9 protein-coding genes are annotated in these 14001 nt (G+C 70.7%); 8 read left to right on the forward strand and 1 reads right to left on the reverse strand.

Annotated elements, in window-relative coordinates; translation table 11 throughout:
• Positions 1 to 18: 18 nt before the first annotated feature.
• The gene (locus ACFV6H_RS25440) at positions 19 to 738 is read right to left on the reverse strand and encodes a GntR family transcriptional regulator (RefSeq protein ID WP_385546127.1); all 720 of its coding nucleotides are present in this window, start codon (positions 736 to 738) and stop codon (positions 19 to 21) included.
• Between the two features lie 226 nt (positions 739 to 964).
• On the opposite strand from ACFV6H_RS25440, the gene ACFV6H_RS25445 reads away from it, so the two are divergent.
• The 8 genes from ACFV6H_RS25445 to ACFV6H_RS25480 all read left to right on the forward strand — a co-directional run bounded on the left by ACFV6H_RS25445 (position 965) and on the right by ACFV6H_RS25480 (position 13995).
• Complete coding sequence (locus ACFV6H_RS25445) at positions 965 to 2767, forward strand: SpoIIE family protein phosphatase (RefSeq protein ID WP_385546130.1); 1803 nt, start codon at positions 965 to 967, stop codon at positions 2765 to 2767.
• A 63-nt stretch (positions 2768 to 2830) separates the two neighbouring features.
• Entirely contained in the window at positions 2831 to 5479 is a 2649-nt protein-coding gene (locus ACFV6H_RS25450; RefSeq protein ID WP_385546133.1) for an Hsp70 family protein, read from the forward strand.
• A gap of 10 nt (positions 5480 to 5489) precedes the next feature.
• Positions 5490 to 6359: a hypothetical protein gene (locus ACFV6H_RS25455; protein WP_385546136.1), complete on the forward strand. Its 870-nt coding sequence runs from the start codon at positions 5490 to 5492 to the stop codon at positions 6357 to 6359.
• 49 nt (positions 6360 to 6408) lie between these two features.
• The gene (locus tag ACFV6H_RS25460; RefSeq protein ID WP_385546139.1) at positions 6409 to 8403 is read left to right on the forward strand and encodes an Hsp70 family protein; all 1995 of its coding nucleotides are present in this window, start codon (positions 6409 to 6411) and stop codon (positions 8401 to 8403) included.
• Positions 8404 to 8429: 26 nt separating this feature from the next.
• Entirely contained in the window at positions 8430 to 9149 is a 720-nt protein-coding gene (locus ACFV6H_RS25465) for an RNA polymerase sigma factor (RefSeq protein ID WP_385546142.1), read from the forward strand.
• Entirely contained in the window at positions 9149 to 11503 is a 2355-nt protein-coding gene (locus tag ACFV6H_RS25470) for a dynamin family protein (protein WP_385546145.1), read from the forward strand. The genes ACFV6H_RS25465 and ACFV6H_RS25470 overlap by 1 nt, the downstream gene beginning before the upstream one ends.
• A gap of 26 nt (positions 11504 to 11529) precedes the next feature.
• Positions 11530 to 13182 (forward strand): dynamin family protein, encoded by a 1653-nt coding sequence (locus tag ACFV6H_RS25475; RefSeq protein WP_385546148.1) that lies wholly within the window; start codon positions 11530 to 11532, stop codon positions 13180 to 13182.
• 147 nt (positions 13183 to 13329) lie between these two features.
• Positions 13330 to 13995: a Crp/Fnr family transcriptional regulator gene (locus tag ACFV6H_RS25480; RefSeq protein ID WP_384783701.1), complete on the forward strand. Its 666-nt coding sequence runs from the start codon at positions 13330 to 13332 to the stop codon at positions 13993 to 13995.
• Positions 13996 to 14001 lie beyond the last annotated feature (6 nt).

Here is a 14001-nt window from a genome sequence, read left to right on the forward strand (position 1 = left end):
CCTCCCCCGGCGCTCGCTTCAGTCCGAGAAGCGCGTCGCGACCCGGGATGTGTTGGCCGTACGGCTGTGGTTACGCATCAGATCCTCCGCGCGGTCGGCGTCACCGGCGGCGATGGCGTCGTATATGGCGCGGTGCTGCCGGTAGCGCTCTTCCACGGCGTCGCGCCGTTCGCCGCCGACCTCGGACAGGACACCGGCACGTCGTTCTTCCGCGCCGAAGGCGTCGACCATGCGCAGCATCTGGATCAGGGTGGAGTTCCCGCTGGCCCGGTCGACCAGTTCATGGAAGCGGCGCATGCACTCCAGGATCGCCACGACCAGCTCCCGCTCCTCAGGACTGCCCGCGCCGGCGCCCTCCACCTGGCCGCGCAGAGCGTCGGCCTTGTCGAGAAGCTCCCTCATCTCCCGGCGCGCCGCCGCCGTCGACTTCTCCGCGGCCAGCCGGGCCGACAGCGCGCGCAGCGAGTCCTCGATCATCGTGAACTCGCGCAGCTCCTCCTCCTCGAACTTCGCGATACGGACCGAGCGCGGACCGGCCCTTTCGACCAGCCGGTCCTGCTCCAGACGGCGCAGCGCCTCACGCACCGGTGTCGCGCTGATGTCCAGGGACTCTGCCAGCCCGCGCTCCGTCACCTTCTCGCCACGCTTGAGCACACCCGAGATGATCGCGTCCCGGATCGCGGTATACGCCTGATCGCCGAGGGTCGCGGGTGACGAGAGGTGCGGAAGCTGTCCCATACGCAGTACCGTATTTGCTACAGCGTAATTGTCAACCTGTTACGCAGGCCGAGCGCCCGTGATCGCGCTCCGGCCAGTGATTCGGCTCTGAAATGGCTCTCATTGATCTTGCTAGGCTGGGTGACCACGCAGGCCGAACGGCTCCTTCGGTGCAGCTGCCCGCGGGCCGGGAGTTGTCGGCGGGAATTCGACCGGTCCCGGCGAGAGACGCGATCGGAGGCAGGTGATGGTCGACTCCACAGCCGGGATATCAGAGCCCACTCCGGTGGGCACGGCGGTGGCGGTGATCGACACCCAGGGAACCATCACGGGCTGGACGGCGGCGGCCGAGGAGCTGCTGGGACACAGCGCCGCAGAGGTGATCGGGCGCTCCGCCGCGCTGCTGCTGATGCCGGGCCTCACGGCCCGGGACCTGTCGGAGTGGGCCGGGCGGGCACGGCTGCGGGAGCCATGGTCGGGGACGACGGAGCTCCGAGGGAAGGACGGGAAGAGCGTCCGGGCGACCATCGAGGCATTCCCTCTGTCCGGCCGAGGCAGAACCGACTGGTTCGTGACGGCCACGGACATCGGCACGTCCGACGGCCGTAAGCATCTCCTTGTGCTCAGTGAGGCCAGCAAGAGCATCGGCACCGCCCTCGATGTCATGAAGACCGCCCAGGAACTGGCCGATTTCGCGGTGCCTCGGCTGGCCGACTACATCACGGTCGATCTGGCGGAATCGGTTCCGCTCGGCGGCGAGCCCATCCAGCGGCTCACCTCGCCCGATCAGCGCGTTCCGGTGTTCCGCCGCGCGGGAGCGGCCTCGATCCATCCGGACATGCGGGAGTCCCTGTGGGATGTCGGAGACGTGGTCCTCGTTCCTCCGTCGTCCCCGTTCACCCACGCCCTGTCCTCGCGGGAGTCCTACTACGAGCCGGTCCTCGACATCTCTCCGGGCACCTGGGTCGACCAGGATCCGGACCGGCTGCGGACCATTCGCGCGACCGGGATGCACTCCCTGGTCATCGTCCCCCTCCAGGCGCGCGGGACACTCCTCGGTGAGGCCGTGTTCGTCCGTAACGACAACCGGATGGCGTTCTCCCTGGACGATCTGCTCCTGTTCGAGGAACTGGCCGGGCGGGCGGCGCTGAGTCTGGACAACGCCCGCCGCTTCACCCGTGAGCGGGCCGCTTCCCTCGCGCTCCAGCGCAATCTCCTTCCCCGGCATCTCGCGGGAGGCGAAGCGATCGAGGTGGCGTCGCGCTATCTGCCGGCGGACACGCACGAGGGCGTCGGAGGCGACTGGTTCGACGCCATCCATCTGCCCAGCGGCCGGATCGGGCTGGTGGTGGGCGATGTCGTCGGGCACGGCATCAACGCCGCGGCGCGGATGGGACAGTTCCGTACGGTCGTACGCACCCTCGCCGAGCTGGATCTGCCGCCCCATGAACTGCTCTCCAGACTCGACAGACTCGTCGTCCGCCTGACCGAGCAGGACAGCGGACAGGACAGCGCGGAGGACAGCGGGGAGGGCGACGGCCTCGGTCTCTGGTCCCAGACCATGGGCGGCACCTGTGTGTACGCCGTCTACGATCCCGCCACCCGGATCTGCACCATGGCACGGGCCGGGCATCCGCCGCCCGCGGTGGTCCACCCGGACGGCGGCGTCACCTTCCCGGATCTGCCCGCCGGGACACCGATCGGCATGGGACTCACCTCGTACGGGTCCTTCTCGATGGAACTGTCCGAGGGAACCACCATCGCCCTTTACACCGACGGGCTCATCGAGTCCCGTGACGCGGACCTGGACGAGGGCCTGAGCCGGCTCGGTGCCGCCCTCGCACATCCCGAGGTCCCGCTGGAGGAGCTCTGCTCGGAGGTGATCGCCGCGATGACGCGGACTCCTCGCCGCGAATCCGGCGTCGCTCTCCCCGATTCGGTGATGCCGCAGCCGTCGCATGACGACATCGCCCTCCTGCTGGCCCGCACCCACGGACACGGATACGGACCGGAGAGCGGCTCTCCGCTTCGTACGGCGTATCGCGCCTGAGGGCCGTGGCGAAGATCTTGCGAGGGCCGGGAACAAAACGCCGCCGGCCGGAATCCAATTGCCGTGCTCATCAACGACGTGGATGCGCGGCAGCCGGAGCGGTCGGAGAATGTGCTGGCCGTGGACTTCGGTACGTCGACAAGCCGTGCCGTACTGGTCGGCGCCGACGGGCGGGACCGGCTGGTCAAGGATCCGGTGAGCGGATCGTGGCGCTGGGTGTCGGCGGTCTACGCCGATGACGAGGGCCTGCTGTTCGGTGCGGCGGCGTACGGCAGGCGCCAGCGGGACCCGGCGCGTTATCTGAAGGAGTTCAAGCGGCTGCTGGGCCTTGACGAGCCGGTACGGCTGGGCGGCCGGGCCTTCTCCTGTACGGAACTGGTCGCCGGGCTGCTCGGCGCCGTGCGGGACGAGGCCCTGGCGATGCTGCCGTCGGGCTCCGAGGTGGAGCGCGTCGTGGTCACCGTTCCCGCGGGCTACCGGCCGGACGGCGCGCGGTGGACGGCGATGCTGGACGCCTGCGGCCGGGCGGGCTTCCAGGACGCGGAGCTGCTGTCCGAGCCGGTGGCGGTGGCGCTGGGCCCGGCGCCGCAGCCGATACGGTCCGGAGGCCCGGCCACGGTACTGGTCTACGACTTCGGCGGCGGGACCTTCGACACGGCACTGGTGCGCCACGACACCGACGGGAGCGCCGAGGAGCACGGCGGGGAGAGCGGCGGGCAACGCGGTGAGGAGCGCGGCGACAGGCGCGGTGTGCCCCGGGTACTGGGCCACGCGAGTCTGGACTCCTGCGGCGGGCGGGACATCGACGGTGCGCTGGTCCGATGGCTGCGGCGGACGGAGCGGGAGTGGCTGGAGCCGCTGCTGGCCGTCAGGGACGGCGCCGAGCTGGGCCGGGCCATGGCGCTGGAGGATCTGGCCCGCAGGATCAAGCACCAGCTCAGCGGAGTGAACAGCACGGAGGACCGGCTGTTCCCGGAGTCTCCCGTCCTCCAGGTCACCCGGGAGTTACTGGCCGAACTCGCCGACAGCACGGTCGCGAGCACCGTCGACTGCTGCCGCGCGCTCATGCGGCAGTGCGGCGTCGGCTCCGCCGAGGTGGCGTACGTCCTGCTGTCCGGCGGCAGTTCGCGGATGCCTGCCGTCCGGGCGGCGGTGGAGGCGTCGCTGCGTCTGCCGGTGGTGCGGTCGGACGACCCGGATCTCGCCGTCGTGTTCGGGGCTGGCGCCTGGGCGGGCGGCGCCGCTGCCAGACGGCTGGCAGCGGGACGACCGGCCCGTGGGATCGAGCCGTTGGCATGGGAGATCCCGGGCGGCTCCGCCCGGCTGACCCGCTGGCTGCGCGCTCCGGGAGACGCCTACGCGCAGGGCACCGCGCTGGCCCGGATACGGCTGGTGGACGGCTCGCTCCATGATCTGACGGCCGCCGGACCGGGACGTGTGCTGCGCCGCCACGCCGGGCCCGGCGAGCGGATCGCGGCCGGTGACTGGCTGGTGACCAGTCTCCGCCCGCCTGCCGAGGGCGAGTTGCTCACCACTCCCGGTGTTGTCCGCACTCCCGGTGTCGTCCACGAGGGAAGCGCCGTCGGCGACGAGGGCGCGGCGGCTCCGGTGCGTTCGGTGGTCTGGAGCCCGGACGGGCGGCTGCTGTACGCGGCGGGCGACGGCTGGGTGAGGGTGGTGGACGGAGCGTCGGGACGGCCGGTCGGTTCGCTCTCGGGCGCGGGCGCGGACGCGGACGCGGGCCCGGGCCCGGGCCCGGGCCCGGGACATCAACTGACGGTCTGTGCGGACGGCCGGCTTCTCGTCCATGGCACGAAGGACCCGGAGAGCCCGGTCGGTATCGTGGACGCCCGGTCTCTCGCCTCGCTGGGCGCGCCGGCCCAGGACCACGCCGGGCACGGTCCCGTCGCCTTCGCTCCGTACGGACAGCTGCTGGCCGCCGGCCATCACGACGGAACGGTCCGGCTGGCCGCCGTCCAGGCCGACAGCGGTGCCGGTGCACGGTGGCTGTCCATGAGCGGGACGGCGCCGCGTGAGCTCGGCCGGATCAGGGACATCGCCTTCGATCCTTCAGGGCGCGAACTGACGGCGGTGAGCCGGGTCCGCCAGGAGCGCGGCCGTATCACCACCTGGCGCGTCCGCGACGGCGCGGTGCTCGCCGACCTCGATCTGGACACTCCGCTCGAACGGGTGGCCTGCGGCGCGGGAGGCAGGATCACGGCCTCCGGGCCCGGCGGTGATGCCCGCTCCCGCAGCGGACGCGAGGCGGCGGTATGGCTCTGGGACCGGGACCGACGGCCGGGCGCGGAGGACACCGGAGCAGTGGACGCCGGTGCGCGGGCCACCGGGGCGGCGGCCACCGGCGCGGGCGCCGCCGTACTCGTACGCCGCGGACGCGGCTCGGCACCGGCACTGGCGTTCTCTCCCGACGGGCGTCTGCTGGCCGAGGGCGGCCAGGACGAGCGCGTACGGCTGTGGGACACCCGTCGGCGCCGTGAGATACGCGCGTACGGGACGGGCGCGGCGATCCGCGCCCTGGCCTTCGCCCCGGACGGACACTCCCTGGCCGTGGGCACGGACCAAGGGCTGACGCTGTGGACGCTCACCGCGCCGTCGGCGTACCGGACACAGGCACAAACACAGGCACAGGCACAGGCACAGGCAGCGACAGCGACAGCGACAGCGACAGCGACAGGGCACGACAACGGATAGCGAGGCCACTGTGACCCATATACCTCTCCTCGACATATACGGCCCGGCCCTGGAGCGGCTGCGGAAATCCCTGGGCGACAGCGCCCAGCCGAGCGAGGTCGCCAAAGCGCTGGCCGAGGCGCTGACCACCGTGCCGCCCGGCGGATCGCCGTCGGGTGGATCGCCGCAGCCCGGAGCGCCGACCGCGGCGCCCTTCGCGCAGGCCGTGCAGTCCGCGGTCTGTCTCGCGCTCTACGCCGTCCTCGATCCCGAGCCCGTACCGGCCCGGACGCCGATGGGAGCCGCTGCCGCCACGGACTCCGGGAGCGTGGTGGCCGAGCGGTTCCAGGACCTCAAGGCGCGGGCCAGGATGCTCAACCGCCTCGCGCCGCAGGCGTCCCCGAAGGAGGCCGCCGCGCCGCCCGCGCCCGCTCCCGCCCAGGTGGCGGTGGCCAAGGTGCTGGACGGTGTACGCGGCGCCCTGGAGGCCGCCGACCAGGTGGTCGTCGCGATGATTCCGCGGCAGCCCGAGCCCGAGACACTGCCGTGGACCGAGGACGACGAGCTGATCGACATGCTGCACGACGTGCTGGCGGCCGGTTCGCGCGGGCGCGAGGGCTTCGCGCTGGCACGTATCGCCGATCTGGAGGAGACGCTGCACTCCCGGGGCATCCAGGCGGTGCGGTACGACGCGGCCGGCACCGGCTCCGAGGGCGACCCGGTCCTGTTCGACTTCGTGGAGGGCGCCCGGCCGGGAGCGCCCGGGATGACGCTCGTACCCGCCCTCGTCGATCTCACCGAGGACGGCCGGACCCTGCGCCGTGGACGAGTACGGCCGCCGGCCCCGGCCCGTACCGACAAGGACAGCGCGCACAGCGCACACAGCACGCACACCGACTGATCAGGCGCCGACGCACTTTTCTGCCGACACACACTTCTTGGGGGACGGCATGGCAGACGACACGAACATCACGATCATCGGGTTCGACCTGGGCCATGGTGACACCGCCGTGACCAAGGTCCACGCGGGCACGCGCCAGGACAGCACGTCGCTCGGCGACCGTAACGCACCGCCGGAGATCGTCGAGCTGGGCGGGGACCGCAAGCAGCTCGTGACGTCGGTGACGGTCACGCCCGAGGGCGAAGTCCTGGTGGGCGAGGCCGCGTTCGAGGGAGCAAAGGAGTCCGAGACCTTCGTCGCGTTCAAGAGCCCGTATCTGGACCGGGAAGAGGTGCGGCGGCCCTTGGAGCTGTTCGCCCGGCGGGTGGTCGAGGAGATCAGGGAGTCGCGGCTGACGGACTCGGGCCGGGTCCGCTGGATCTTCGGCCATCCCTCCGGGTGGGACGCCGAACAGGTCGCCGGATACCGGGAGTTGCTGGCCGGTGTCTGCGCTCCCGACGAGGTCTCTCTCGTACCCGAGTCCCGGGCCGCGCTGCTGTACGCGCGTGACGCGGGCGATGTCCCGGAGTCGGAGGCACTCACCAGTACCTCGCTCACCGCGTCGACACTCATTGTGGACATCGGCTCGTCCACCACGGACTACACCTCCATCGTGCACGGCACGAGCCGCCCGGTCGACCATGGCAATGTCGTCCTCGGCGCGCATCTCATCGACAAAGCCGTACTGGAGCTGGCGATCGACCGCTCGCCCGACGCGGAGCGGATACGGGCCGCGCTCGCCGCGGAGACCTCGCGCAGCGCCCGGCAGGTGCTGGAGATCACCTGCCGCAAGCTCAAGGAGAAGTTCTTCAGCATCAATCCCCAGCGCTTCGCGAACAATCCGAACACCGGTGTGCGCACCACGGAAGAGGTCTTCACCCGGGACGGAGACGTCCTCGAACTGCGCATCAAGATCGACCGGAACGACATGGCGCGGCTCCTCGACACACCGCAGCCCGCGCTCGACGGCCTGTCCTGGCACAACGCGTACCGTCGTGATCTGGGCGCGGCCCTGTCCCACACGGGCAGCGAGGTGGACATGATCCTGCTGACCGGTGGCCCGTCCCGGATGCGCTTCGTACAGGAGACCGCCAGGGAACTCGCGCCGGACGCACAGGTGATGCTGGGTACGGAGCCCGAGTTCGCCATCGCGCGCGGCCTGGCGCTCGCCGGGCGGATGGACGAGCGTACGCGCGGGTTCCGGGAGGACGTGGAACGGTTCCTGGCCACGGAGACCGTCAGCGATCTGGTGAACGAGCGTCTTCCGCAGCTCACCGAGGCCATGGGAGCGGCCGTCGCCTCCGGGCTCACCGAGAACCATGTCATCCCGGCGTTCACGGCATGGCGCCGGCGCGACATCGTGACCATCGACGGGATGCGGAACCGCATCATCTCCGGCGTCAACGCCGAACTGGACAGCACCGACAACGCCGTGCTGAACAAGATCGTCACGGACTGGATGGCCGAGCTGCGTCCCGAACTGGCCCAGCACACCGCCGTCATCTGCCGGCGGTGGAACCTCGAACCCACCGCGCTGTCACTTCCCGAAGTCACCGTGAGCGGAGAGAAGATGACCGCCCAGGTCAGCACATCCGTGGCCACCGATGTGCTCGACAACATCAGCACGCTGGTCAATGTGGCCATTTCGGGTGTGGTCGCCACCGCGCTCTTCGGCGCGGGCTCCGCCATCATCATGGCGACCGGTCCCTTCGCCGTCCTGTTCGCCGCGGCGGCGATCTTCATAGGGCTGAGCACGGCGAAGGAGAAGATCATGGAGGAGATCGGGGACAAGGATCTGCCCATGGCGGCACGGAAGATCCGCAGTGAGGCATCCATGATCCGCAAGCTGCGTGAGCAGGCCACGGAGCAGGAGGCGGCGCTGGCGAGCGAGCTGGCCTCGCAGTTCCGGTCCGACGGCAGCGGACGGCTCGCCCGGGAGATCACCGCGTCGATCGAGAAACAGCTGACGAGTGTCGCGGCCGAGGTGGAACTTCTCATCGCCTGATGGCCGGCGCCGGCTCAGGGGGGATCATGACCAGACATCCCGTTCCGGGACCGTCGGCGGAGCGCGCCGACACCCAGCAGGGCGCGCCCACGCCGTACGCCGGGCCCGTCACCGCCCAGTTGTCCGAGGCCCGCTTACCCGAAGCCCGGCTGTCCGAAGCCCGGCTGTCCGAAGGCCGGTTGTTCGAGGAGCCGTTGCCCGAGGAGCCGACGGACGCCGAGCTGGCGCGACGCGGTGCGAGCGGTGACCAGGAGGCGTTCACACTCCTGATGAGCCGGTACCGCACGATGATTCATGCCACATGTCTGCGGATCGTCGGTGATCCCGACGACGCGGGAGACGCGGTGCAGGAGACGCTGATCGGTGTCTGGCGCGGTCTGCCGGGCTTCCGCAGCGATGCCAGATTCTCCACCTGGCTCTACCGGATCGCGGTCAACGCCGCGCTGAAGGAGACCGGGCGCCAGAACTCCCGGCCGCTGCCCGTGGATGAACTCCCCGAGCGGAAGGAGCCGGTCAGTTCGGTGGCGGACCGGGTGACGGACGGGCTCTCGGTCCGGCGGGCCCTCGCCCTGCTGCCGCTGGACTTCCGGGTGGCCGTGGTCCTGCGGGACTGTTGCGGATGCGAGTACAGCGAGATCGCCGGAATCCTCGGCATACCGATCAACACCGTCAAGAGCCGGATCTCGCGCGCACGGCAGGCGCTGGCCGACCTGCTCCGCCCCAACGACGATCCAGGAGAGATGTGATGGACGGTGGACGCTGGCTCGACATGTCGGCTCTCCCCGACGTGGACCCGGACGAGGCCGTCTCGGAAGAGGCCCTGCACCGCTTGCGTGAGCTGCTGCGCGAGACGGCCGCGTCACCGATCGAGGACGAGAACTGGGCACGGATGCTCTCGGTCGCCCTGGACGGGACCGACCGGGAGGAGACTACCCAGGAGGAGACCGCAACGGACGGGACCGCCCAGGACGAAGCCCACGGGGCTACGGGAAGCGGCAAGGCCGCCGGAAACAACACCGCTACGGGAAGTCACCCGGCCTCGGGACACCACACCGCCACAGGACACCAGGCCGCCTCGGGACATCACGCCGCCGTCTTCGACCGGCTGCGCGGTGAAGTGCTCGCCCTGTTCCCTCCGCTCACCGAGGCCACCGCCCGGCTGGGCGGCGAAGAGGCGCTCGCCCGCCTCGACACCGCCCGTGAGCGGCTGGCCGAGGGACGGCTGACCGTCGTGGTGTGCGGTGAGTTCAACCGGGGCAAGTCCAGCCTGCTCAACGCCCTGTTGGAGGAAGAACCGCCGCTCTTTCCCGTGGAGACCTCCTACACCACCAATGTCGTCACCACCGTCTCGTACGGACCGGCCGAGCGGATCATGGTGACACTTGAGGACGACAGCGGCGAGGTCGTCGAGCGGGAGATCGACCGGAGTGAGATCGCCGCGTACGTGACGGAGAGCGGCAACAGCGCCAATGTCCGGCGGGCCCTGACCGTACAGATCCGTACGCCCAACACACGGCTCGCCAGTGGGCTGACCTTGGTGGACACGCCCGGTATCGGCGGTGTGCACCAGGATCACACCGCCGCCACCGCCGCGTTCCTGCCCAGCGCCGACGCCCTGGTCTTCGTCACCGATGTGGTCAAACCGCTGACCGACAGCGAACTGGCCTTTCTGCGCCGGGCCATGAAGGCCGCCCGTACCACGGACGACACCGACGGCCAGATCTTCGTCCTCACCAAGATCGACGCGGTGCCGGACCACACCGAGCTGCTGCGCAACACGGTGGACAAGCTCACCGAGGCCACCGGGCTCTCTCCCGGTGAGCTGACGCTCCTGCCCGTGTCCAGCCGGGCGAAACTGGACCATCTCGTCTCGGGCGATCCGGAGGATCTGGAGCTCAGCAACTTCACCGCGCTGGAGAACACGGTGTGGGCGGCTCTCTCCCGCCGTCGGGCCAAGCTGCTGCTCGGCGGCGCCCTCACCGGTCTCGAATCGTGCGCGCTGTCGCTGCTGCGCCCGGTCGAGGCGGAGGCTGCGGCGCTCGGCGACCGGCGCGAGGAGGAACTGCGCCGGCTCACCGCGGAGTTCACCGAGCAGCAGCGACGGCTGGAGGAGCTGGACGACGGCGGATCCCGCTGGCGCGCCGATCTGCGGGCGGCGCTGGGCGGTGTGGAGGCCAGACTGAGGCGGGAGGCGCACAACGGGCTGGCCGAGGTATGGGCACAGGTCGGCGCCGAATATCTCTACCAGGAGGTCTATCTCGACAATCCGGACCGGCTGCTGTCCGAGGTGACCGCGCAGGTCGCCCAACTCCTCGGCACGGCCAATGAACTGGCGGCCCGTGAGGCGGCCCGGGTGGTACGGGAGTTCTCGACGTACAACGGTCTGAACCTGACGCCCGCACGGATCGGCCGGCTGCCCGATCCGCCCGTTCCCGCCCTGCCGCCGGTGGCCGGGACACAGCAGAGGGAGGACGCGGAACGGCGCAAGCTGATGGGTTCCAGTGTCGGCCTGGCCGCCGGGAGTTCGGCGGGCGCGGCGGGAGGTGCCACGATCGGGGCCCTGGTCGGCACGCTGCTGATGCCGGGTCTCGGTACCGCGACCGGCGCGCAGTGGGGCGCCTATATCGGCTCGGCGGTGGGCGGGCTGCTCGGCACGAGAGCCGGTTATGTCAACGCGACGAAGACTCTGGAGAAGGAACAGCTCACCGGGAAGCGTGATGCCCTGCGGCGCGCTCTGGCACCGCTGCGCAAGGAGCAGGAGCGGCATCTCGACAACGGTACCGCCGAGGTGATCCAGGAGTGGAGCCGGGCCGTCGTCGCCGAGCTGGACAGCCGGATCGCACAGGAACGCGAGACCGCCGCGCGGGCGCTGGTCCGGCTGGACAGCGCCCGGGACGCCACGGCGCGCGAGGCGCTCGCGCGACGGGCCGAACTGGATGGGGAGCGGGCCCTTCTCAACGGGCTGCGGCTGCGGATCGCGGCGCTGACAGAGGAGGCGGACCTGCTGTATGTGGCCCCGGAGCACTCCGGTGAGCCGGGCACGGCGGCCTCGGACGGGAGCGCCACGACGGTCCCGGGCGAGAACGCGAGGTACGGCTGATGCTGAAGGAGCGTGACGTTCGGCCGATGCTGACGGATCGTCAGATACAGCAGCCGACGCTGACGCTGCGGGAGCGCGGCGTACAACTGACGCTACGGGACAGGGCCGAGGCGGCGTTCGCCCAGGGCGAGGCGCTGCTGCCCGGCCCGGAGTTCCATCGGGCGCGGATCCGGCTGAACGAGATCCGTGAGAGGTTCCGGGCCCGGCTGCGGGTCGCCGTGGTGGGCCGGGTCAGCGCGGGAAAGTCCACACTGGTCAACGCGCTGCTCGGGGAGGAGCGTTCACCGACCGGAGTGACGGAGCTGACGTTCAATGTCACCCGGCTGCGCCATGCCGAGCGGGAGTCGCTGACCGTGCACTACCGGGATGGCCGCCCCAGCCGGCAGCGGTCACCGGACGAGCTGTGGCGGCTGGTCGCCCAGGCCCGTCACGACCCGGAGCGGCTGGCCGAGCTGCGCGCCGTGGACTGGCTCGATCTGGGTGTCCCCAATCAGCGGCTCGCCCGGTTCGATCTGGTGGACACACCGGGCCTGGACTCCTACTTCGGCGAGGAGTCGGCCCGTACGCTGCGCTTTCTCGGCCGTACGGGACAGGATGTGCACACCGCCACCGTGGAGCACGCGAGCCGGGCGGACGCCCTGGTGATGGTGTTCGCCTCGGGACTGGCCGAGTCGGAGGAACGGCTTCTGGAGGAGGTCACCGGAGCTGGTCTGCGCGCGGTCGAGCCGATGACCTCGGTGGGCGCGCTCACCAAGATCGAGTACTACTGGCCGGCCTGTCCCGATCCCGTCGCGGAGGGCAGGCGCGTGGCCGACCGGCTGATGACGAAGTCGGGCGGGCGCCGGATCCTCTTCGAGCTGGTGCCGGTGGCCGGTCTGCTCGCCACCGGCGCCGCCGCCTGCACCGAGCGGGACGCCGCGGATCTGGTCGAGCTCTCGCGGATCTCGCCGTCCCTGCTGGAGGCGCGCGTCAGACGAGGGCCGTACTTCGCCTCGCGCGACTACGCCGATCTGCCGGTGGGCAGGGAGCGGCGGGCGGCGCTGCTCCGCCGTTTCGGCGGCTACGGCACGGTCCTGGCGTGCGCTCTGGCCCGGGACGGGCTGACCGACCGGGCGGGACTGCGGGAGGAACTGCTCAGGCGCAGCGGTGTGGTCCGCCTCGGTCAGGTGCTCACCGAACACTTCGGCAACCGCGCCGATCTGGTGAAACTGGACGCCGCCGTACAGGAAATGGGCGAACTGCCCGCCCAGCCCGCCCTGCTCAGTCAGCCCGGTCAGTCCGGTCAGGACGCTGAACCATGGATGCGCTGGCGGCTGGAGGAGGCGGCCGACCACGTCACCCGGCTGCGTCTGACGGAGCACGCCTTCCGCGAACTGGCCCTGCTACGGCGCGTGTACGACGGCTCGGTCGTACTGACGTCCCAGGAGTTGTCCCATGTCCTGCGGATCACCGGAGAGTACGGCGACTCTCCCGCGGCCCGGCTCGGTCTTCCGGCCGATTCGAGCCCGTCCTCGCTGGTCAGCGCCGCTCTGCGGCAGCAGACGTACTGGGCCGGCGTCGATCTGGACGCGGCGCGCGGCGCGGCTACGGCGGAGACGGTACGGACCGTGCGCCGCAGCTATGACCTGCTGCTGAACCGGATCGGACCGGTGGACAACAGACCCGGAGGCGACGGATGAACGCCATGGGCGGAATCGACGGCAGCGACGGGCCGGACGGCCCGGTGGACCGACTGATTCGTACGCCGGTTCGCGCGCCGGTGCGTATGCCGTTCCGATCCGGTGGGATGGCATCCCATTGCGGCGGATCTCGGCCACAATGGGCGGGTGACGACGCGGAGGACCTTGCTCGCGGATCTGTCCTCCGAAGGCATGGCGGAACTGGGGCAGTTGGGGACGCTCACGGAGTATCCGGCGGGCCGGACGCTGATGCACGAGGGGGACGAGGACCGGCATGTGCTGGTCCTGCTGGACGGCTGCGCGAAGGTGGTGGGCGTCAGTCCCGGAGGACGCGAATCACTGCTGGCGATCCGGGTCGCGGGCGATCTGGTGGGCGAACTGGCTGCGCTGGACGGCAAACCGCGTTCGGCCACGGTGACGGCGGTGCTGGCGACCACCGCGCGCCGGCTGTCCGGCGACGAGTTCCTGGCCCTGCTCGGCCGGCATCCCGAGGACTGGCTGACCGTCAGCCGCTATGTGACGGCGAAGCTGCGCGATGCCAACCGCTCACGGGTGCATTCGGGCAGCCCGGTCGTGGCCAGAACGGCACGGGTGCTGATCGAGCTCGCGGAGAAGTTCGGCCGCCCGGTCGGCGGCGGAGTGCTGGTGGACATGCCGCTGCCGCAGTCGGCGCTGGCCGGGCTCGTCGGCGCTTCGGAGCCTGCCCTGCACCGTGCGCTGACCGGACTCAGACGCAGCGGCGCGGTCGACACCGGCTATCGCCGCATCTTGATCGTGAACAGTACGGAACTGGAACGTGCCATGCGGGACTGAACCCGG

It is taken from the genome of Streptomyces sp. NPDC059743, from assembly GCF_042732975.1.
Lineage (GTDB): Bacteria > Actinomycetota > Actinomycetes > Streptomycetales > Streptomycetaceae > Streptomyces.

Excerpts from the sequence above, each read along its gene's own strand:
- ACFV6H_RS25440 (WP_385546127.1), bottom strand. The coding sequence starts at position 738 with ATGGGACAGCTTCCGCACCTCTCGTCACCCGCGACCCTCGGCGATCAG.
- ACFV6H_RS25445 (WP_385546130.1), top strand. The coding sequence starts at position 965 with ATGGTCGACTCCACAGCCGGGATATCAGAGCCCACTCCGGTGGGCACG.
- ACFV6H_RS25460 (WP_385546139.1), top strand. The coding sequence starts at position 6,409 with ATGGCAGACGACACGAACATCACGATCATCGGGTTCGACCTGGGCCAT.
- ACFV6H_RS25465 (WP_385546142.1), top strand. The coding sequence starts at position 8,430 with ATGACCAGACATCCCGTTCCGGGACCGTCGGCGGAGCGCGCCGACACC.
- ACFV6H_RS25470 (WP_385546145.1), top strand. The coding sequence starts at position 9,149 with ATGGACGGTGGACGCTGGCTCGACATGTCGGCTCTCCCCGACGTGGAC.
- ACFV6H_RS25475 (WP_385546148.1), top strand. The coding sequence starts at position 11,530 with ATGCTGACGGATCGTCAGATACAGCAGCCGACGCTGACGCTGCGGGAG.